The following is a 21525-nucleotide window of genomic DNA, read 5'->3' as shown; positions in this document are numbered from 1 at the left end:
GGGATAAAACATCACGGCTGTCAAAAAACAGAAACGATTGAAAATTACCTTGGTTGGAACTATTTAAAGAAAGCAGAAGAACAGATGACGGAGTCAGCATGATGAACAGATGGAAAAGACGCGATGAACGGGCGCAGGCAGGCCACGAATCAGTCACCGTGCCTGAAGCCGCAATAGCAGGCAGACCGGAAGCTCAAACACGGGAAAGCAAAAAAGCACACAGCCGTCGCGAACCGGTTTTCATCACCCCTTCACGCACTGAAGGCACCGCACACTGGCAACATGACAGCAAAGAACCTGACGTTGCCGCGCTGCGGATGCTCACGATTATCCGCCGTAAAGGTCTGGGGCTGTTTGGGCAATAGCCGGTTTAAAGACATTTTAAAACACAGGTTTTTTAAAGAAGTGTTTTAAACCATGGCTTTAAAGAACAGCCAACGCGGACATGCCGCACCGGCTACGCTGAAGGTGCCCCTGGATTGTATCAGGGCCATGTCTGCCCTCGCCCGTGTAAAGCCCCCGGCTTTCGGAACACACTGCCTTACTGACGCACCAACCCGCCGTCCACCGCATACTGGCTGCCGGTAACGTATGAGGCATCCTCTGACAACAGGAACAACGCCACGGCGGCGGCTTCCTCGGCGCGCCCTGCCCGTTTCAGCGGCACCTGGCTGACCACGAATTCCTCAAACTGGCTGCGTGCCGCTTCCGGCATAAAGTCACGGAAGTTTGTCTCTATCGGCCCCGGCACCAGCACATTCGCCCGGATATTACGCTCTGCCAATGCCGACGCCCAGCTGCGCACCATCGCCACTACTGCGCCTTTGGTCGCGGCGTACAGGCTGGTCGCGGGTGCCCCCTCGTAAACCGAAGAGGATGCTGTAACTAATACCGCAGCGCCGGGATTAAGCAGTGGTGACAACGCAGCCAGTTGCAACATCGGCCCCCGCACATTCGCATTCATCATGGCGTTAAAGGCGTCTGCCGTGACTGTTTCAGGCGCGCCAACCTCCGCATAACCGGCATTGAGCCACAGGCCGTCAAGCTGACCCCACCCTTTTACGGCCTCTGCCAGTGCCGTTGCGGCGTGTTCATCAGCTGCGTCATTAGATAAGATCAAACAATCCGCCGGCAGCCGCGCTTTTGCCTCCGCCAGACGATCCGCATTTAACCCGGTCAGGGCCACCTTTCCGCCCTCCTGAATAATCCGCAATGCGCCTGCTAACCCCATGCCGCTGGAGCCGCCGGTAATTAATATGCGTTTATCAGTAAATCGTCCCATACCGTCCTCTTAAATACGCGATGTAAGCCCACCACCCTATCATGCAATCAATCACAGGGTATTCTGAAAAGGCCATTCTCACAGGCGGAAATAATCACGTTGCGAAGTGATTGCAGGATGTTGTTATTACTATACAGGCGGGCAAAATTTTACTTCCTGCCGGAATCCAAAGTATAAATACAGGCATACTTATACCTCGGGAAAATACAATGGTATTAAGCTCACAAATGAGGTTACTACGCCCCGTTTCTTTTGCCGATACTGATGATCTTTTCAGAATTTATGGTGATCCGCAGACAAATCAATTTAATCCGGCAGGCCCTTATCCTGATATTCACTATGCCCGCGCAGCAATCGCCAGATGGCTGGAACACTGGCAAAAGCACGGTGTTGGTAATTGGGCTATTACGCTTCAAAACAATCCAGGACACATTATTGGTTTTTCCGGATTGCCGGGCAGATCATGTTAAGAAGAATGTATGATGGAACTCATATAAGGATGTAACGCTGGGTTATCTGTCAGCCGCCGCCTGGCGTATGTCGTTGGCCTGTATGACTCGCCCTTCCGTGTGCTTTCGCCCACCAGACGCTAAAAGAGACCGCCCCATACAGGCGGCGGTTTCTTAAGCTTTACCTGTTCTGATTAACAACATGCTGAGTGGTCATGGCGGAGTAGATGTTCCCTCCCTCCCCCTCAGGCTGTTGCGTTACCAGGGCAAGAAAAAGCATTATCGGAATGATAATGCATTTTTTCATGCTGCGATCTCCGCAAAGACCGCGCGTCGCCATTGGCCCACCGTGAAACCGATGCCGACACAAGCAGGACTTGCAGCCTGCGTCGCGGAGGTGGACAACACTGCTCCCTGAGCACGGTGCCCGGCTGCTAAACCAGTGGAACAGGCCCGGCGAGAAGATAACAACGACGTGCTACAAGAAGAAATGCTTTTTAGCCTGCTTTTAAGAAATCAGCATATACCTTGATATGCGTTACTTTTTCTGTAAAAACACACCCAGCTTTTTGAAAATTGGCGTAATTGTCCGCATGACACTCACGCAATTATCTTGTAAACTTCACGCGGGACTTGCAACCTGTGTTCGCATTTTGAACGCTTTCAGAGTCAGAGCGGATTCGCTCTCCTCTGCGGCAGAACACCAGCCTGCTAACTGTTTTTCTGCCAATAAAAAAGCCGCGTTAAGCGGCTTTTTTATGTGCTGAGTTTCAGGTCAGCGCTTGTCTGGTTTCCCTGGATGCGGGCCGAAAACCTGCGGCGGGGGATACGCAAATTCCTCTTCATGCTGTTCAGCATGAGGATAAGAGGTACGCCGCCCCGGCAATAGCCGCTCATGGTGGATGCCCAGCCGCGTTAATCCCAGTGCCCGCCCTGACGGCGCGCCAATCCCGGGCCATTCCTCACTGCCGGGATAGTGCCCATCATCTTGCCCTTCCAGTTCCTGCCAATGCCGTATAAATGCGGGACGCCGCGGCATAGCGATTCTCCGGTGAAGTGATTCCATCCTCTACCACCACTCTCTATTCCGTTTCCTTAGGGGGGTTACTCCCGCCTCCGTGGTGTCAGTGCAAAAGCAGAGGCATAAAAAAAGCCCCGCAATGCGGGGCTTTTGGCTGATACAAGGATCGGTTATTTGTTGTCCGGCAGGGCGTAAGCGACAACGTAGTCGCCCAGCTTGGTGCCGAACGAACCGTGGCCACCGGCAGCAATCACTACGTATTGCTTGCCATTGACTTCATACGTCATCGGGGTGGCCTGGCCACCGGCCGGCAGGCGTGCCTGCCACAGTTTTTCACCGGTGCTCATGTTGAACGCACGCAGGAAGTTGTCTGCGGTCGCGGCCATGAAGAAGACGTTACCGGCGGTAGAAACCGGGCCGCCCAGCATCGGCATACCCATTTTGAACGGCAGCGGCAGCGGGGTGTTGTCATAGACGGTACCCACACGTTTCTTCCAGACGATCTGATGAGTTTTCAGATCCACCGCGGAGATGTAACCCCAGGCCGGTTGTTTGCACGGCAGGCCAAACGGAGAAAGGAACGGGTTCAGGGTCACGCCGAACGGCACGCCGTACTGCGGCTGAATACCAACTTCAGACCCGGTGCCGCCTGCGCCTTCCGGCGGCTCAGACGGGTTGTTCGGGCCACGCGGGATCAGGCGGGAAACGAACGGCAGCGCCATCGGGTTGGCAATCGCCACCTGACGGTCAGTATCCACGGAGATACCGCCCCACTCGAACATGCCCAGGTTACCTGGGAATACCAGGGTGCCCTGCTCAGACGGCGGGGTGAAGATGCCTTCATAACGCAGGCGGTGGAAGATCACGCGGCAGACCAGCTGGTCATACATCGTGGCGCCCCACATGTCTTTACCGCTCAGGTCTTTGGACGGACGGAAAGTCAGGTCAGAGAACGGCTGGGTCGGGGACGTCCAGTCACCTTCTGCTGCGCCCTGCGGAACCGGTTTTTCCGGAGCTGGGACGACAGGTTTGCCGTTACGGCGGTCCAGCACAAAGATGTTACCGGTTTTGGTCGGCACGTAGATGGCCGGAACCGTCTGCCCATCTTTGGTGATGTCAGCCAGGGTTGGCTGAGCCGGCACGTCCATGTCCCACAGGTCATGGTGCACAGTCTGGTAGAACCAGGCCAGTTTACCGGTCGAGGCGTTCAGCGCCAGCATACCGCTTGCGAAACGCTCCATCTCTTTGGAACGGTTACCGCCCCAGATGTCCGGGGTCGCGACGCCAATCGGCAGGTAGACCAGATCCAGTTTCTCATCGTAGGCTGCCGGTGCCCAGGAGTTCGGGGAGTTCGGCGTATAGTGCTGCTCACCTTCCGGGATGACATTCGGATCGGCCGCGCCGGTATCGAAGGCCCACAGCAGTTTGCCGCTGTTCACGTCAAAGCCGCGGATCACACCAGACGGCAGTTTGGTGGAGTAGTTGTCGGTCACTGCCCCGGCCATCACGATCACATGGTCGGTCACTACCGGCGGAGAGGTCGGCTCGTAAGCACCTGGGGTCGCGTACGGCATGTTGGCTTGCAGGTTCAGCTCGCCGTTGTTACCGAATTCCGGGCAACGATCACCGGTCTGGGCATCCAGCGCGAACAGGCGGCCGTCGTTCACCGGCAGCAGAATGCGGCGGGCACACAGGGCCGGTGCAGCGCTTGCGGTTGCCGTCTGGGCAGCCGCCGGGGCCTCGTGGTAAGACACACCACGGCAGGTCACGTGCTGGAAGGTCGGGTTGGTTTTCAGCTGCGGATCAAACTGCCATTTCAGCTTACCGGACGCAGCATCCAGGGCAATCAGCTTCTGGTGCGGCGTACACAGGTAGAGCGTGTCGCGGATTTTGATCGGCGTCACTTCGTCTGTGATTTCACCTGGGTCGTTAGGGCCTTTCATGTCGCCGGTACGGAACGTCCAGGCTTCTTCCAGCTCACCGACGTTTTTGTCGTTGATCTGTTTCAGCGGGGAGTAACGGGTACCGCCCTGGGTACGGCCATACGCCGGCCAGTCACCTGCCGGGATACCGGAGCTGTTTTGCTCAGCAGCCGGGGCCGGTTGGTTTGCGGTGTCCAGCGTACCGTTGATCTCCTGCGGGTCGTTAAACACCGACCAGGCCAGTGCCAGCACGGTGACAACCAGCACGGCGCTTAATGCACCGCGGGCCGTGCCGTTTTTGGCCGTCAGGTAGCGGTAGATGACCGGCAGCACCAGCCACACGCCGAAGAAGAACACCACGTCAAGGCGCGGCGTCAGTGCCCAGAAGTCAGTACCGACTTCCCAGATCGACCAGATGAGTGTGCCGAGCAGGAACACGGCATACAGCATCAGGGCTGAGGCCTTACGGCGATAGAGCAGCCAGGCCATTGCCAGCATAACCACACCGGCAACAATGTAATAAAGAGAGCCACCAATCGTGGCCAGCCATATCCCACCTATCAAAAAGTACAATCCGCTCAACGCGGCGAACAAAGCCGTAAGTATCACGAGGGTACGTGATAGCGAAGCTTTACTTTGCATAATATTAACCTTAAAAGTGTCTTTGTATCATCGAGTTACCTGTTAGATAACTCTTGCAAACGGCCGGAACCCTCCGGCCGTTCCTCCCCGCGCCTGTCCTTGATTCCCCAGGGGGCGTCAAGGCAGGTGCCCGGTTCGTTGCCGGCGACAAGCTGGAATCAGCGCAAACCGCAACAGAAACCACGAAACCGGTTGACCAAAAGTCTCCCGGCAGCGGGCGTCGATGACGGCAGTCTGGGTGCCGTTATTCCGTTGCCCTGCTTAAAACATTAGCCGGTATTCAGCAAAATGGCGGCTTAAGTGGGTGTCTGTGCAGAATTTATGCTGCTTTTTACCGCTGTCGCCGGGCGGCAACCAGAAAAATGAGGGGAACGTCGCGGCGATATTTCGCTGTGTATCGGGGAAACGTGCCTGCATCCCAGCGCCCGGCAGTGGGGCGCTGAAGGTCTCCCGTGCGGCCTGTCGCCCATTCAGGGCGCGCGAGGGCGTGCAACAGGGGGTGCCGGTAACGTAACGCGCAGGCCGCACCGCCCTTTATCTGGTCGTTACCGAAGAGATAACGGGAGAGATCATTCTGGTTGCCGGAAAAATAGTGGTTATCCGGCCTGATAACCCGCCTTATCCTGGGGAAATCCCCCACGGGAAAAGACAACGCGCGGTATTCTCTGCTCTCTGTTTTAAGTTCTCAAGTTTTTTGTTACGAATTGGTTACGTAATAGTCGGATAGTTGAAAATAAAAAGCCCGCCGCGGGAATAAAGCCCGGCGGCGGGCGGATGCCAATAACAACATTATGGCTATTGTCGGGCGGTGTTCAGGCTCAGGCCGCGCAATGGCTGAGTGATGCCTGCGGCTGGACGGCGGCCATCAGGCGAGTCAGATCGTCAGCAGGGGTGGCGATGGTCAGTGGCAGGCCGTGCTGGTCAAACAGGGCGCGGATGCCGGAGAGCGGCATCTCTTTCATGACCAGCCCGGCGCGGCTGCCCTGGGCATTGGCCAGCTGGCAGTAACTGCCGATTTGCGCAGCGGCCAGCGGCAACAATACCGGGAGTGACACGGCGCTCAGGCGGCTGCGTACCTGCTCGGCCAGCGCCGGTTGCTGGGCGCGCAGTTCTGCCAGGGTCAGCGGCACCGGGTCATTTTCACCGTCGGTCAGCATAAACAGTGCTACGCTGCGCTCATCACGCGGGTCAAACAGGCAGATCTCATCTTTGCTTTGCGCGTGGGTCGCCTGGCCGTGCTGGGTCTGGTTCACTTCGAACAACGGTGCCTGCACCGGCAATGCCGCCTGCAACGCCGGAACGTAAGCCGCGTCCAGCAGCGAACAGGTCAGGTCGATTTCCGGCTGATAGGCAATCATCTCCGTCACGGCATGAATATCCACCTGCTCCGGGTTGCCCACAGAGAGCAGGTAACACGGGGTGCCGCCATTTTCGAAATAGTGGCGCACGGCGTAGTAGCTGGTCAGAAAGGCATTGCTCACCTGCTCCAGCATTTCGGCCATAAAGCCCGCATTAGCCGGCAGTGCGGCATCTGCCTCGGCAGCCATGCCCAGCAGCTCATCTTCGCTGTAGTTCAGGCTCAGGCTGCTGTCCTGCCAGTTCATGATCGCCTGCTGGATAAACAGGCTGTACGGGTTCAGGATGAAGTTAATGCTCTGCTCATACCCTTTCACGGAGACCATCACCGGCAGGTCACGGATGTCTGCCTGAAGCAGGTCATTGCTGTTGCCACCTAAAAACTGGCGCGAGAAATCTTGTAAATCGGTCACGCGGGTCAGGGTCATGCCGCTATTTGCCTCTTTGTGGGCAAAGCAGCCGATAAATACCGGCGTCACGACCTGAGGGGAGAGCGTATAATGACTCTCAGCCTGGTAGGAGTCAGAAAGAGAGATGTCGGCTGACGCAGCTGTGTGCAGATCCATAAGAGTTCCTCGCCAAGAAATAGATGTTTAATTCACACTGTTATAGTGGGTAATCAGTAAAGGATAATCACAGGCACCGCGCATCCCTGCCTGCGCTTATGCCGCTTCTGAACGTAAAGCCATTCCTGACATCATGCCGGTAATTATCACCGGCATCGGGATCGGTCTTATATAAAGACGCTGTTCATCTATTTCTTTTGGTGCGGGAGAGTGCGGCGTTAAATAAGCGCGCCGTTAAATAAGTCTCTCTACCCTTTGCCCTGGTTAAGAAATCGAGAGGAAGGCCGTTGATGACGGAGCTAAATTAACGAAATTAAACTTACCCTGGCAAGTAATTTGTCTACAAGAACACTCCTATTTTACCTTTTTATATTCAGAGCCTGCCCGGATTTACTTTCACGATGCTAATAAAACCCCCTTGTGGAGGGCAGGCCACCAGCAGCTGACCCTTCAACAGCTTTAACGGGTTATGAAGTGAAATTTCACCGGTTTTGTGCAATTAACAGGCAAAATCAGGTTGCCGCCCTGCAATTTCATCTGCACACAAGGCGAAAAAGATAAGACTGACACAGGTACACGCAAGGGCTTTCACGGTGAAACACCGGCAAAGACGCGGGAAACCGGCTCATTTACTGTTCTGCAAATGAAATAACCGTCAGATGTGATAACGTTTCCATGAAATAAAACTTTCCGGGCTAATTTATTACCTTATGTATAAGCCTGCACGATCGTCCGCGCAGCGATACTGTGATACCAATAATCAATGCCACTGAAAGGTTGCTGAATTTTTGACAGGGTAAAAACCGGCGGAAAGCGATGTTTTCGGATAAAGGCCATCTTGTTCCGCCTATTTTTCAGCAACAAAAAAGCCACCCCGACGGGTGGCTTTTTCGTGAAGCGCATTCTTAGACACAGAAAGGCTTATTGGTGGATATCACTACCCTTATTTTTTCGGGTTGTTGATGACACCGCCTGGGGTGGTGGTCCCGGATGTTGCACCTTTGGTGATATCGCTTACCGGGTCACGGCTGGCCAGCGGGTCATTATTTTCCAGCGGCTTTTTGCTTCCCAGGGGATCTTTATTCAGCAGTGGGTCTTTATTACCCAGCGGGCTGGTGGTGCTGGTCGGTTTGGCTGCACCGGTGGTGCTGCCGGTCACACCAGCGGTACCTGCTGCACCCGTCGTGGTGCCGGCCGTCCCCGTTGTGGAGCCGGTTACACCGGTGGTGCCGGTAACGCCGCCGGCTGCCAGGTCGCGGTCAGCATCAACGTGCTCAACCTCTACGTTCTGACGTCGTACGGTGTCGTTAATGGTTTCGACTCGGCTGCTTTCGTCTTTGCGAACCACCACTTCCTCAACGATTTTGGCCGTTTTATTGACAACCGGTTGCTCATGGGTTTCTGTTACCTCGACGACTTTTTCAGACCAGTCGATATCATTCAGGTAGGCCGGCTCATCGACGGCGCGGCGGAAAATGTCTGCATGTTGCTCATGCAGAGCCACTTCAGCTTTCACATCTTCCGTGGTGACGTAACGGCGAACGCGGGTTGACCCCTCTTTCACCAGGCGCTTACCGACTTCCAGGTTCTCTTCGGCAAGACGCAGGATCTCTTCTTCTGACTCATCACCCGTCAGGGAGGTATGGATAGCGTCACGGTTGTCCGTGGTGCCGGCAGTCCCTGTGGTGCCGGCAGCCCCCAGCGCAGCACCGGTGGTGCCCAGTGCACCCGCGCCGCCGGTACGGGACGGCACATCCACTGCCTGGTGACGGTCAAGGATGGCCATAGCGCGGGCTGTGTCATCTTCATCAGCACGCAAGGTCAGGATTACGCCGCCTGTATCCATCGCACGGGTATACACTTCTGCGTAATCATCCTCTACGGTGTCACCGAACAGGCGCTGCCAGATGCTTGGGTGACGGATGGCTTTCCCTTCATGTTTAAGGTGTTCACCGGTGATCAGGCTGATGTCATTATCAGGGAACCCGGCTTTAATAAGATTTTTACGCGCTGCCTCGGCTTGTTGAGTCGTATCAAATAAGGTAACGATTTTTTCGTGTGCCATGATATTTTCCTCTTTTGCGTTAGCGAGTATTGGTCTTGTGCGTTAGCGATAATGAATTCATAGGAAGAGATAATTACTTCTTGTCATCTTCCTGCCGCTCAATTGACACTTCCTGACTGCGAAGCGTAACGCTGTCCTGAAACGGCTGTTGTGTAGTGACCTTCTTAATATGAAGCTCCTCCTTGAGAACCAGGCGACGTATGACCTCAATCTCCTCTTCAACCACCGGAATAATCGTGACCCCATTCTCCTCGCGGATGGCGGGAATAACGTCTACCCTCTCTCCCTTGGGAATACGCTGCACTTCAACGTGTTCTTTATGAAGCAGCTCATCAATGGGCTGCTCATGAAGTACCGTTTTTCGCGTCACGGTTACACGGCCTTTGATGACCTTTTCCTTGGAAACATCAACCTGTTCTTGCGCAAGGGGAATTAACGCTTCCTGAACCTCGCGGCTTTCCTGGGAAGCTTCCTCTTTCGCATGTGTTGGTTTCCTGATCATCATTAACTCCCTTTCTTTTACTACCGGCCATATTGCCTGGTTTTATTTCCCGGTCTTTACCGGGGATATATAATCAATTCAGCTTTACATATCTTTTAAATAAGCATTTAAATTTTGCCTATCTCATAAAACCAGATGAATATCTTGCCTACACAGGAATTAACTGTAGTACAGGATGCCGGGTCCGACAGGCAAAAAGGCTATTTTCAGGGGGTTTTAAGCTTAATCCTAATAACCAAAAATGCGCTTTTCTTTTTAGGGGAAACTGAAAAAGGCTTTTAAAAGAGTTACCTGCAGAAATAACACCCGTGATTTTTTCAGAATAGTGCACAGCGTCACTGAAAAATTTATTTACATTCGCCATGCCCTCAGGCAGGGGTATTTCTTCTGCCGGGCGACACAGCAAACCTGAACCAGGACACGTCTGCCGGTACAGCGTGAAGAAAAAGTGCGTGAGTGAACAAAAACGCACCAAAACAAGGCGATTTCTTAACCCGCTTCACGATTTTGTTTTTTGTTAGTGCAAAATTTCCACCTGCTCGGCTAGCTTTGAGAAGCTTCATACTCAGGCAGGATCGCGACGGATGCGATCACGCTTCCTCTACTGCCCCCAGGACGATCGTCCCTGCCCGGCCGATGCCGGGATAACCCCGCCTTCATTCCGCCACTCACTATTTTCAGGCAGCACGGCGAGATGGCGGGGTTCTTGCTTACTCACCGTTGCGCTATCAACACGGATCGCGCGGTCATGCTGTGATAACTGACAATTGAACTCTCCCGCGCCGCAGTCAGGCGTTTCACTCTTTAGTGCTAAGGAATTCAACCATGTCCAGGACACTGATTAAGCTTCCTCTGATGGCTGTGCTCTCAGGTTGTTGCATGGCGGCTTTCACCGCCCAGGCGGATATTGTGATTGGCGTGGCCGGGCCATTCTCCGGGCCGAACGCCACCTACGGCGCGCAATACTGGAAAGGGGCGTCGCAAGCTGCGGCGGACATCAACGCCGCCGGGGGCATCAACGGCGAGAAAATCACGCTGGTGCAGGGGGATGACGCCTGCGAACCGAAACAGGCCGTGGCGGTGGCTAACCGGCTGGTAGACCAATCCCATGTGGCGGCAGTGGTCGGCCATTTCTGCTCCTCCTCCACCATGCCCGCCTCTGAAGTGTATGACGAGGCCGGTATCATCAGCATTACCCCCGGCTCCACCAACCCACAGATCACCGAGCGCGGCATGGACGGCATGTTCCGCATGTGCGGCCGGGACGACCAGCAAGGCGCCGTCGCTGCCAACTATATGTTCGACAAACTGAAAGCGTCCAAAGTCGTCGTTATCCATGACAAAGACACTTACGGCCAGGGGCTGGCGGACGCCACCCGGGCGGCGCTGAAAGCACACGGCACCAACGCCGTGCTGTACGAGGGGCTGTCACGCGGGGAGAAAGATTTCAACGCGCTGGTCACAAAAATCGGCGCGCTGAAACCGGATGTGGTCTATTTCGGCGGCTGCCACCCGGAAGCCGGGCCGCTGGTACGCCAGATGCGTGAACAGGGCGTGGAGGCGAAATTCTTCTCCGGTGACTGCGTGGTCACGGAAGAGATGGTCACGGCGGCCGGTGGCCCGCAATACACCAACGGCGTGCTGATGACCTTCGGCAATGACCCGCGCACCCTCCCGGAAGGCAAGGCGGTAATTGAGAAATTCCGCGCCGGGGGCTTTGAGCCGGAAGGGTACACCCTCTATTCCTACGCCTCGGTGCAGGCGATTGCCGCCGCGTTCAAAGCGGTGGGCAGCACTGACAGCGAAAAAGCCAGCGAATGGCTGAAGGAAAACAGCGTCGATACGGTGATGGGCAAAAAATCCTGGGACAGCAAAGGCGACCTGAAAGTGTCGGATTACGTGGTGTACCAGTGGGATGACAAGGGCCACTACCACCCGCTCTGATCCTGCATGCTGACCACCCGGCCCGCGCGGTTGGCGGGCCTCTGCATACGCCTTTCAGGCCCCGGCGGCCTGGCTGAACCGCGGAAATCTCCCTATGAATGACGCTATCTTTGTGCAACAGCTGCTGAATGGCCTGACCCTGGGCGCAGTCTATGGGCTGATCGCCATCGGCTATACGATGGTGTACGGCATTATCGGCATGATTAACTTCGCCCACGGCGAGGTGTATATGATCTCCGCCTACCTGTGCGCCATTGCGCTGGCGCTGCTCTCCTCGTTCGGGCTGCACTCTTTCCCGCTGCTGATGCTCGGCACACTGGTGTTTACGCTGGCGGTCACCGGCGTGTATGGCTGGGTGATTGAACGCATCGCCTACCGGCCGCTGCGCAACTCCACCCGCCTCGCGCCGCTGATTTCCGCCATCGGCATGTCATTAATCCTGCAAAACTACGCCCAGCTCAGCCAGGGGCCGAACCAGCAGGGCATCCCGACGCTGCTGAGCGGGGCCATCCGCCTGCAACTCGGTGACGGCATCGTGCAATTGACCTACACCAAAGTGTTTATCCTGGCGGCGTCCCTGGCCGGGATGGGGATATTGACCTGGATTATCCAGTGCACCCGGCTCGGGCGCATCTGCCGCGCCACCCAGCAGGATCGCAAAATGGCGTCAATCCTCGGCATCAACACCGACCGCGTGATCTCGCTGGTGTTTGTGATTGGGGCGTCGATGGCCGGGCTGGCCGGGGTGCTGATCACGCTGAACTACGGCACCTTTGATTTCTACGCAGGCTTTATCATCGGCATCAAGGCGTTTACCGCCGCCGTGCTGGGCGGCATCGGCTCGCTGCCGGGCGCGATGCTCGGCGGGTTGCTGTTGGGGATTTCCGAGGCGCAATTCGCCGGGCTGGTAAATTCGGATTACAAGGATGTGTTCTCCTTCGCGCTGCTGGTGGTGATCCTGATTTTCCGCCCGCAGGGGCTGCTGGGGCGGCCGCTGGTCGCCAAGGTGTAAGGAGCAGGTATGACGCAGACACAACACGCCGCAGGCGTGACGCTGAAACAGAGCCTTCTTGATGCAGTGGTCGCCGGGCTGATCGCGCTGGTGGTGTTCGGCCCGGTGGTGGGCGTGGTGCTGGACGGCTATCAGTACCACACTGAGCCGCAACGGGTGGCGGTGATCGTCGCGGTGGTGATGGTGGGCCGCCTGCTGCTGAGCCTGCTGTGGCAGAGCCAACGCGGGCGGCGGATGGCGGCAAACTTTGAAGGCGCGGATCACGGCGTCTATGTGCAGCAGGTGGGCCACCGCTCGCGGCTGCGCTGGGTCATCCCGCTGCTGGTGCTGCTGGCGGCGCTGTTCCCGTTCGTCGCCACCAAATACCTGCTCACGGTGGCGATCCTCGGGCTGATTTATGTGTTACTGGGGCTGGGGCTGAACATCGTGGTCGGGCTGGCCGGGCTGCTTGACCTCGGCTACGTCGCCTTTTATGCCATTGGCGCCTATGGGCTGGCACTGGGCTACCAGCACCTCGGGCTGGGGTTCTGGTCGATGCTGCCGCTGGCGGCGTTGCTGGCGGCCAGCGCCGGGGCGCTGCTCGGCTTCCCGGTATTGCGGATGCATGGCGACTACCTGGCGATTGTCACACTCGGCTTTGGTGAGATTATCCGGCTGGTGCTGAATAACTGGCTGGCCGTGACCGGCGGCCCGAACGGCATTTCCGTGCCGGCACCGACGTTTTTTGGCCTGGAGTTCGGCCGCCGCGCGCGGGAAGGCGGCACGCCGATCCACGAATTCCTCGGCATTGCCTATAGCCCGAATTTCAAATTCATCTTTATCTATGTGGTGCTCTGCCTGGTAGTGCTGCTGGTGCTTTACATCAAACACCGGCTGACCCGGATGCCGATCGGCCGCGCCTGGGAAGCCCTGCGTGAGGATGAGATCGCCTGCCGGTCGCTGGGCCTGAACCATGTGCTGGTAAAGCTCTCCGCCTTTATGCTGGGCGCGTCCACTGCCGGGCTGGCCGGGGTGTTTTTCGCCAGCTATCAGGGCTTCGTGAACCCGACCTCCTTCACCTTCTTTGAGTCGGCGCTGATTCTGGCGATTGTGGTCCTGGGCGGCATGGGCTCGACACTCGGCGTGGTACTGGCGGCGTTTGTGCTGACCGTCGCGCCCGAGCTGTTACGCAGTTTTGCCGAATACCGGGTGCTGTTGTTTGGCGTGCTGATGGTGCTGATGATGATCTGGCGGCCGCGCGGGCTGGTGCGCACCAGCCGCAGTGGGTTTGCCGTGCGTAAAGGAGTCGCCCCTTGAGTGAAAAAATCCTGCAGGTGGAACACCTGATGATGCACTTCGGCGGCATTAAAGCGCTGAATGACGTCAGCCTGGATGTCGATCGCGGTTCGATTACTGCGCTGATCGGCCCCAACGGGGCGGGCAAAACCACGGTGTTCAACTGCCTGACCGGCTTTTACCGCGCCACCGGCGGCCACATCCGGTTGCATACCGGCGCGCGCGCCACTGACGTGATCGAGATTCTGGGCGAAGCGCTGCGCCCCGGCGATCTGATTAACCCTGCCCGGCTGGGCCGCCGCCTCTGGTACAAAATGTTTGGCGGCACCCATCTGGTGAACCGGGCCGGGCTGGCGCGCACGTTCCAGAACATCCGGCTGTTCCGCGAGCTGTCGGTGGTGGAAAACCTGCTGGTGGCGCAGCACATGCGTGTTAACCGCAACCTGCTGGCGGGCATCCTTAACACGCCGGGCTATCGCCATGCCGAAAACCGCGCGATCGATCAGGCGTTTTACTGGCTGGAGGTGGTGGATCTGGTGGACTGCGCCAACCGGCTGGCCGGCACGCTCTCGTATGGCCAGCAACGGCGGCTGGAGATCGCCCGCGCCATGTGCACCCTGCCGTCGATGCTCTGCCTGGATGAACCGGCCGCCGGGCTGAACCCGGTGGAGACCGCCGCGCTGAGCCGCATCATCCGCTTTCTGCGCCAGCAACACGGCCTGACTATTTTGCTGATCGAACATGATATGGGCATGGTGATGGAGATTTCCGACCACGTCATCGTGCTTGACCACGGCGACGTGATTGCACGCGGCACGCCGCAGCAGATCCAGCACAATGACCGGGTGATCGCCGCCTATCTGGGCACCGACGAGGAGGATGCTGCGTGAAGGACGTGATGCTGGAGTTCCGCAATGTGGATGTGTTTTACGGGCCGGTGCAGGCGTTGAAAAATGTCTCACTGACCGTGCAGGAGGGCGAGACAGTGTCACTGATTGGGGCGAACGGCGCAGGCAAATCGACGCTGTTGATGTCGATTTTTGGTCAGCCCCGGATTGCCGCCGGGGAGATTTTTTATCGCGGCGAACCGATCAGCCGCCGTTCCACCCATTTTATCGCCAGCAACGGCATTGCCCAGTCCCCGGAGGGACGGCGCATTTTCCCGGATATGAGCGTGGAGGAGAATCTGCTGATGGGCACTATCCCCATCGGCAACCGCTATGTGAAAGAGGACCTGGCGCGGATGTTCTCACTGTTTCCCCGGCTAGAGGAACGGCGCGCCCAGCGGGCGATGACGCTGTCCGGCGGTGAACAGCAGATGCTGGCGATTGCCCGCGCCCTGATGAGCCGCCCGAAGCTGTTGTTGCTGGATGAGCCGAGCCTTGGGCTGGCACCGATTGTGGTGAAGCAGATTTTCTCCATCCTGCGGGAACTGACCCAAAGCGGCATGACGCTGTTTCTGGTGGAACAGAACGCCAACCATGCGCTGAAACTCTCTGACCGGGGCTATGTGATGGCCACCGGCCAGATCCGCCTGACCGGCAGCGGCAGTGAATTGCTGCAAAACCAGGAGGTGCGCAAAGCGTACCTTGGCGGGGGTTAAACGCCCGCCGCGCGGTAGGCGTAGAGGTTAACCGGGCGGCCGTGGTACTGGTCTTCGCCGTCCGGGAGGAACCCGGCTTTCAACGCCAGCCGGATCGACGGCTGGTTATCCGGGTTGATCATGCAGAAAATGGGCTTTTTCAAATTCCCCGCCGCCCACGCCTGCGCGGCCTGCACCGCTTCGGTGGCGTACCCTTTTCCGTGGAACGCGGGCAGAAACGTCCAGCCCATTTCCGCTTTGCCGCTGACGTCACGGGTTAATGCCCGCTGGTAATCCGCAAAGCCGGTACAGCCGATATAGCGCCCGCTGCTGCGCTCCTCGACCGCCCAGTACCCAAACCCCAGCATATGCCAGTGCCCGGCATAACGCAGCAGACGGCTCCAGCTCTCCTCCGTCGTGGAGGGGTTGCCGCCGATAAACCGGGTGACATTCTCATTTGCCCATAGCTCCGCCTGCTCAGCGGCATCCGCCAGTGTGTGCGCCCGCAATACCAGGCGATCGGTGGTGATCACCGGAATCAATGCGTCCATGATAACTCCTTTATCAAACAAATAATTACGCGGCAGGCGCGTCAAACACCTCGACGACGTCAAACCGCAGGCAGACCAGTTTCATCTCTTCGCTGAATTCACCGGTGCGGGTGAAAAAGTCCCGGTGCTCGCGCTTCCACTCCTCAAAAGTACCCTCTCCTTCCGCCAGCGCAAACTCTTCCGGCACATCGCAGTAACGCAGGATAGAGACTTCTTTGATTTCGATGGCACAGGCGGCGCGCCCGCGCCCGTCTTCGATCACATTAAACGCCCCGGCCTGCGGCAGCGGTTCATTGTCATCGTAATAGGACTGCAATGCGCCACAGGTGGCACGCTTTTTCCCTGCCAGCACCAGCGCCAGAAGCTGGTCGGCCATCGCCGGGGAGTCGCCGAAACTGAAATGCACGGCTTGCAGGTAGCGTTCGTTGTTCATTCTTGCGGTTCCTCTGCCTGTCAATATTCTTAACATGAACAATTCTCATTTGAGAATGTTATTGATAATTATTTGTATTTGAAATAGTGTGTTGCAGCCTGTGAAAAACCGCGTCCCGGTGTATCAGGGTCAATGGTTTTTCAAGAGGTTACCTGTTCCCAGGGGAAAGGGAAAATAACAAATTGGTTAAATATTGATTGCGCTAAGAACCGCGCCGGCTGAGGGCTGCCGGAACGGGTTCAGCCGGGACAGCAAAATGAAAATAATGACGCGTTACCCATTAGCGATGCTGATTAAAGCAGGCATCGGCACATTAATTCTGGCAGGGAATACCCAGGCGGCAGAACAGAGTACGCCAGTGGATCAACACAACATCACCACCCAGGCAGCCGTGGCCGATGCGGCGGCGGCTGACGTCGCTGCCGGTGACAGCGGCGATACCATGCTGGTGACCGCCGCCGAGCAGACACTGCAAGCGCCGGGCGTCTCCACCATTACCGCCGATGAGATTAAAAAGCGCCCCCCGGCGCGGGATGTCTCCGAGATAATCCGCACCATGCCGGGCGTTAACCTGACCGGCAACTCCACCAGCGGCCAGCGCGGCAACAGCCGCCAGATTGACATCCGCGGCATGGGGCCGGAAAACACCCTGATCCTGATTGATGATGTGCCGGTCACCAGCCGCAATTCCGTGCGCCTGGGCTGGCGCGGTGAGCGTGACACACGCGGTGACAGCAACTGGGTGCCGCCGGAAATGATCGACCATATCGAGGTGATCCGCGGCCCGGCTGCCGCCCGCTACGGCAACGGTGCGGCAGGCGGCGTGGTTAACATCATCACCAAAAAAGATACGCCGCAATGGCACGGAAGCTGGAATACCTACTTCAATGTGCCGCAGCATGATGAGGAAGGCTCAACCAAACGCACCAACTTCAGCCTCTCCGGCCCGCTGGGGGATGACGTCACCTTCCGTTTGTATGGCGGGCTGGCGAAAACCCAGGCGGACGCCGAGTACATCAACGCCGGGCATGAGGCGCTGCGCACCGGCAGTTACGCCGGTTCCGTTCCGGCCGGTCGTGAAGGCTCGGTGAACAAAGACATCAACGCCATGATCCACTGGGCGTTCGCCCCGATGCAGTCACTGGAGTTTGAGGCAGGCTACAGCCGCCAGGGCAACCTCTATGCCGGGGATACCCAGAACACCAATACCAGTGCGCTGGTGCATGAAAATTACGGCAAAGAGACCAACCGGCTCTACCGCCAGAATTTCGCGGTGAAGTGGAACGGTGCATGGGACAACGGCATCAGCACCAGGAACTACGCCCAGTATGAGAACACCCGCAACACCCGCATGAATGAAGGGCTGGCGGGCGGCACCGAGGGGATCTTCTCGGATGACGGCTTCTCCTCCATCCAGCTTGATGATGTGCTGCTGCACAGTGAAATCAGCATTCCGTTCGAATTGTGGGTTAACCAGACCGCGACCTTCGGCGCAGAGTGGAACCAGCAGCGGATGAAAGACAATATCTCCAACACCCAGGCGCTCTCCGGCGGCGCGGTGGACGGCATCGCCAGCACCGGCCGCAGCCCTTACTCCTCTGCGGAGATCTTTTCCCTGTTCGCGGAAGACAATATTGAGCTGACCGACAGCACCATGCTGACCCCGGCGCTGCGTTTTGACCATCACAGCATCGTAGGCGACAACTGGAGCCCGTCCCTGAACCTGTCGCAAGGGTTAAGTGACGATGTCACGTTGAAACTGGGCATCGCCCGCGCCTATAAAGCGCCAAGCCTTTACCAGACCAACCCCAACTACCTGCTCTACAGCCGCGGCCAGGGCTGCCCGGCCAGCACCGCCGGCTGTTACCTGGTCGGCAACAGCGATCTGGAGGCTGAAACCAGCATCAATAAAGAAGTCGGGCTGGAATGGAAACATGACGGCTATCAGGCGGGCATTACCTGGTTCCGCAATGATTACCGCAACAAGATTGAGTCCGGCTACCTGCCGGTCAGCACCTCCACCAACGGCGCCACGGATGTCTATAAATGGGAAAACGTGCCGAAAGCCGTGGTGGAAGGGCTGGAAGGGACGGTCAATATTCCGTTCAGCGACGCGGTGCAGTGGAATAACAACCTGACCTACATGTTGCAGAGCAAAAACAAAACCACCGGCGATCGGCTGTCGATTATCCCGGAGTACACGCTGAACTCGACCCTGAGTTGGCAGGCAACCCAACAGCTTTCGCTGCAAACCACCCTGACCTGGTACGGCACACAGACGCCGAAAAAGTACAACTACAAGGGTGAGGCCGTGACCGGCAGCGAAACCTGGAAAGTCAGCCCCTATTCCCTGCTGGGCATGAGCGGCACTTATGACGTGACGAAATATGTCAGCGTCACGCTGGGCATCGACAACCTGTTCGACAAGCGCCACTTCCGCCAGGGCAACGCCCAGACCACCGGCAACGCCACGACCAGCTCCTACCTGTACGGTGCCGGGGCCAACACGTATAACGAGTCGGGCCGCACCTATTACATGAGCCTGAACACCCACTTCTGATCACAGGTGTTCCACCCATAAAAAAAGCCGGCTGATATCGCCGGCTTTTTTATGACGCCCTGCTTAGCTGTTCGCAGATTTGGTGCGGTTGGCAAAGCTTTTGCGCAGTTTTTGCAGCTTCGGTGGGATCACGGCCATGCAGTAGCGGTTCTCCTGGCCTTCGCCTTCCCAGTAGTTCTGGTGGTAATCCTCTGCCGGATACCAGGTGCCGAGCGCCTCAATGGTGGTCACCACCGGCTGGCTGTTATCAGCCTGCGCACGGCGAATGGCGGCCTGAGCCTCTTCATGCTGTTCCGGTGTGGCCGGGAAGATGGCCGAGCGGTACTGCGTGCCGATGTCATTACCCTGGCGGTTAAGCTGGGTTGGGTCATGGGTCGCGAAGCTGATGTCGAGGATATCGCCGTAGCTGATCTTTTCCGGGTCAAAACCGACGCGGATCGCCTCAGCATGGCCGGTTTCACCGGTGCACACCTGGCGATAGGTCGGGTTCGCCACCTGGCCGCCGGTGTAGCCGCTCTCTACCGAGACCACCCCGACCACATCATTAAATACCGCCTCGGTACACCAGAAGCAGCCACCAGCCAGCGTTGCATATTCAATTGCCATAAGGTCTCCTCAGCAGGGTTCTCTACACCCGTCATTGACGGGACAACGGTTTTCTTAACCATTCATACTGACGGTTTATGGCAACAATCGCCAGCCCGACGGGGCGAAAAGGCACAAAGTTCTAAGCGGAATGGGAGAGAGAAAGGAACTTTCACCAAATAAATAATAACTTCTCTGAATTACATCAATATCTTAGCATTATAGATAATCCAAATTTTTCAGTGCTGCTTTAAGCAAAAAAACAACTAAATCCTCATAATTTATTGTTATTTATCACTATTTTATCTTTATTAAAACAATTGTGCTCAGATAATTATATTTATCAACGAAATACATCTACGCAATCTTCATTCACTAAATTAATAGTTATTCTGTCTTTATCTTTGAGTTACTGATAATCAAAAAAAATTTTATATATAAAAAATTCATCTTCATGTTATAACATTATCATTCTTTCTTATTACTTCGCACAGCGTTTTAAAAGGCCATCAAAAACTGCTTCTTATCCCTACACGTTTTTATTGATAACTAATATACCCATGTAAAGTAAAGGAAATGCTATGGAAACGTTGGAACAGCTCAATAGCTTAGCTGCTAAAATCAAGCAACAATCTTCATTTATAACAACAGAAGAAGCGACTAAAAACGCATTCGTTTTACCTTTTATAAATAAAGTAATGGGATATGATGTTTTCGATCCTACCGAGGTTTTGCCAGAATTTATCTGTGATGTTGGCACCAAGAAAGGCGAAAAAATTGATTATGCCATTCTTAAGGATAATGAAATACAAATTTTAATTGAATGTAAGAAAATAGGTGAGCCTCTTCATATAAACCATGCTTCACAATTATTCAGATATTTCCATGTTACAAGTGCCAGAATATCCATTCTGACTAATGGTCAGTGCTATAAATTCTTTACTGACCTTGATGCGCCCAACAAAATGGATGAGAAACCATTTCTGGAATTAGATTTACTTGAAATTGATGAGAATGTTGTTCCAGAAATAAAAAAATTAACTAAAACAGCTTTTGATGTTGAGTCCATTCTAAATGCAGCAGGTGAATTAAAGTATGTAAGCCAAATTAAAAAAATTCTTTCATCTCAAATGTCATCTCCTGAAGATGACTTTGTTAAGTTCTTTGCCTCACGTGTGTATGATGGCATGCTGACCCAAAAAGTAAGGGATTTATTTACAGGATTAACAAAAAAAGCAGCAAACCAATGGTTAAATGACCAGGTAAATGAACGTTTAAAATCAGCATTGGCCGGTTCGCTTCCTTCTGCCCCTGCGACAATGGTAGATGCCACGCCTCCTGAAGTTGTAGCAATTGATGAACAGGACGACGGCATTATTACTACTCCTGAAGAGTTGGAGGGCTTTCACATTGTTAAATCGATAATTCGCACTTCCATTGACCCTAAGCGCATTACCCACCGCGATACGAAAAGCTATTTTGGCATTTTAATTGATGACAATAATCGCAAACCAATATGCCGTCTTCATTTTAACCGAAGCCAGCGCTATATAGGCCTCTTTGATGAAGAGAAAAAAGAGACTCGTCATCCTATTTCTGAATTAGATGACATTTATCAATTCACAGAACAGCTTAAAAGCGCAGCTCAATCTTACTTATCAGCATAATAAATTGTGCCAGGCTTAAAAAATCAGCCTGGCCTCCTCTATTTTTACAATGCTTAATTTTCTTTTTATCTGATGCAGAGTGAAAGCACTCTCTCCACTATTTAAAAAATC

16 protein-coding genes and 2 pseudogenes are annotated in these 21525 nt (G+C 55.5%); 9 read left to right on the top strand and 9 right to left on the bottom strand.

Translation table 11 applies throughout. The annotated features are described in order from the left end of the window. Positions 1–53 precede the first annotated feature (53 nt). On the top strand, positions 54–365 hold the full coding sequence (locus CYR52_RS04780; RefSeq protein ID WP_146000862.1) for a hypothetical protein: 312 nt from the start codon (positions 54–56) through the stop codon (positions 363–365). A 176-nt stretch (positions 366–541) separates the two neighbouring features. On the opposite strand, the gene CYR52_RS04775 is transcribed toward CYR52_RS04780, so the two are convergent. Continuing rightward, positions 542–1282 carry an SDR family oxidoreductase gene (locus CYR52_RS04775; protein ID WP_101828060.1) on the bottom strand — a complete coding sequence of 247 codons (741 nt, stop codon included), beginning with the start codon at positions 1280–1282 and terminating at the stop codon, positions 542–544. Positions 1283–1491: 209 nt separating this feature from the next. Between CYR52_RS04775 and CYR52_RS04770 the strand changes: the two are divergent. Next, a pseudogene (locus CYR52_RS04770) lies at positions 1492–1746 on the top strand (GNAT family N-acetyltransferase); the annotation flags it as partial. Between the two features lie 811 nt (positions 1747–2557). Here CYR52_RS04770 and CYR52_RS22870 read toward each other — a convergent pair. The 5 genes and pseudogenes from CYR52_RS22870 to CYR52_RS04740 form a co-directional block, all read right to left on the bottom strand. Continuing rightward, positions 2558–2770, bottom strand: a pseudogene (locus CYR52_RS22870) (cupin domain-containing protein); the annotation flags it as partial. Between the two features lie 152 nt (positions 2771–2922). Continuing rightward, complete coding sequence (locus CYR52_RS04760; protein WP_072927954.1) at positions 2923–5316, bottom strand: glucose/quinate/shikimate family membrane-bound PQQ-dependent dehydrogenase; 2394 nt, start codon at positions 5314–5316, stop codon at positions 2923–2925. A gap of 818 nt (positions 5317–6134) precedes the next feature. Next, positions 6135–7238 carry a hypothetical protein gene (locus tag CYR52_RS04755; protein ID WP_101828058.1) on the bottom strand — a complete coding sequence of 368 codons (1104 nt, stop codon included), beginning with the start codon at positions 7236–7238 and terminating at the stop codon, positions 6135–6137. Positions 7239–8181: 943 nt separating this feature from the next. Continuing rightward, on the bottom strand, positions 8182–9303 hold the full coding sequence (locus CYR52_RS04745) for a YsnF/AvaK domain-containing protein (protein WP_175578987.1): 1122 nt from the start codon (positions 9301–9303) through the stop codon (positions 8182–8184). Positions 9304–9376: 73 nt separating this feature from the next. Continuing rightward, a complete protein-coding gene (locus CYR52_RS04740; RefSeq protein WP_241506146.1) occupies positions 9377–9808 on the bottom strand; it encodes a YsnF/AvaK domain-containing protein in 432 nt (143 codons plus the stop codon). 822 nt (positions 9809–10630) lie between these two features. On the opposite strand from CYR52_RS04740, the gene CYR52_RS04735 reads away from it, so the two are divergent. The 5 genes from CYR52_RS04735 to CYR52_RS04715 all read left to right on the top strand — a co-directional run bounded on the left by CYR52_RS04735 (position 10631) and on the right by CYR52_RS04715 (position 15639). Then, positions 10631–11749 (top strand): branched-chain amino acid ABC transporter substrate-binding protein, encoded by a 1119-nt coding sequence (locus tag CYR52_RS04735; RefSeq protein WP_101828057.1) that lies wholly within the window; start codon positions 10631–10633, stop codon positions 11747–11749. 94 nt (positions 11750–11843) lie between these two features. Further along, entirely contained in the window at positions 11844–12761 is a 918-nt protein-coding gene (locus CYR52_RS04730; RefSeq protein WP_072927943.1) for an ABC transporter permease subunit, read from the top strand. A 9-nt stretch (positions 12762–12770) separates the two neighbouring features. Next, positions 12771–14057 carry a high-affinity branched-chain amino acid ABC transporter permease LivM gene (gene livM / locus CYR52_RS04725; RefSeq protein ID WP_072927941.1) on the top strand — a complete coding sequence of 429 codons (1287 nt, stop codon included), beginning with the start codon at positions 12771–12773 and terminating at the stop codon, positions 14055–14057. A gap of 29 nt (positions 14058–14086) precedes the next feature. Then, positions 14087–14926 carry an ABC transporter ATP-binding protein gene (locus tag CYR52_RS04720; protein WP_394854019.1) on the top strand — a complete coding sequence of 280 codons (840 nt, stop codon included), beginning with the start codon at positions 14087–14089 and terminating at the stop codon, positions 14924–14926. Further along, complete coding sequence (locus tag CYR52_RS04715; protein WP_072927938.1) at positions 14923–15639, top strand: ABC transporter ATP-binding protein; 717 nt, start codon at positions 14923–14925, stop codon at positions 15637–15639. The genes CYR52_RS04720 and CYR52_RS04715 overlap by 4 nt, the downstream gene beginning before the upstream one ends. Here CYR52_RS04715 and CYR52_RS04710 read toward each other — a convergent pair. Both CYR52_RS04710 and CYR52_RS04705 read right to left on the bottom strand, forming a co-directional pair. Then, on the bottom strand, positions 15636–16169 hold the full coding sequence (locus tag CYR52_RS04710) for a GNAT family N-acetyltransferase (protein WP_101828056.1): 534 nt from the start codon (positions 16167–16169) through the stop codon (positions 15636–15638). The genes CYR52_RS04715 and CYR52_RS04710 overlap by 4 nt on opposite strands. Positions 16170–16194: 25 nt before the next feature. Next, positions 16195–16602 carry an ASCH domain-containing protein gene (locus CYR52_RS04705; RefSeq protein WP_101828055.1) on the bottom strand — a complete coding sequence of 136 codons (408 nt, stop codon included), beginning with the start codon at positions 16600–16602 and terminating at the stop codon, positions 16195–16197. 286 nt (positions 16603–16888) lie between these two features. Between CYR52_RS04705 and CYR52_RS04700 the strand changes: the two genes are divergently transcribed. After that, the gene (locus tag CYR52_RS04700) at positions 16889–19162 is read left to right on the top strand and encodes a TonB-dependent siderophore receptor (protein WP_175578988.1); all 2274 of its coding nucleotides are present in this window, start codon (positions 16889–16891) and stop codon (positions 19160–19162) included. Positions 19163–19225: 63 nt separating this feature from the next. Here CYR52_RS04700 and msrA read toward each other — a convergent pair whose 3' ends face one another. Further along, a complete protein-coding gene (gene msrA / locus CYR52_RS04695) occupies positions 19226–19768 on the bottom strand; it encodes a peptide-methionine (S)-S-oxide reductase MsrA (protein ID WP_101828053.1) in 543 nt (180 codons plus the stop codon). A 560-nt stretch (positions 19769–20328) separates the two neighbouring features. Between msrA and CYR52_RS04690 the strand changes: the two genes are divergently transcribed. Next, entirely contained in the window at positions 20329–21414 is a 1086-nt protein-coding gene (locus CYR52_RS04690) for a type I restriction endonuclease (protein ID WP_101828052.1), read from the top strand. Positions 21415–21525 lie beyond the last annotated feature (111 nt).

Origin of the sequence: Chimaeribacter arupi (assembly GCF_002858805.1) — a bacterium.
GTDB classification, from domain to species: domain Bacteria; phylum Pseudomonadota; class Gammaproteobacteria; order Enterobacterales; family Enterobacteriaceae; genus Chimaeribacter; species Chimaeribacter arupi.
Note: the sequence above shows the minus strand (reverse complement) of the source record. Positions and strands in the feature narration are given on the sequence as shown.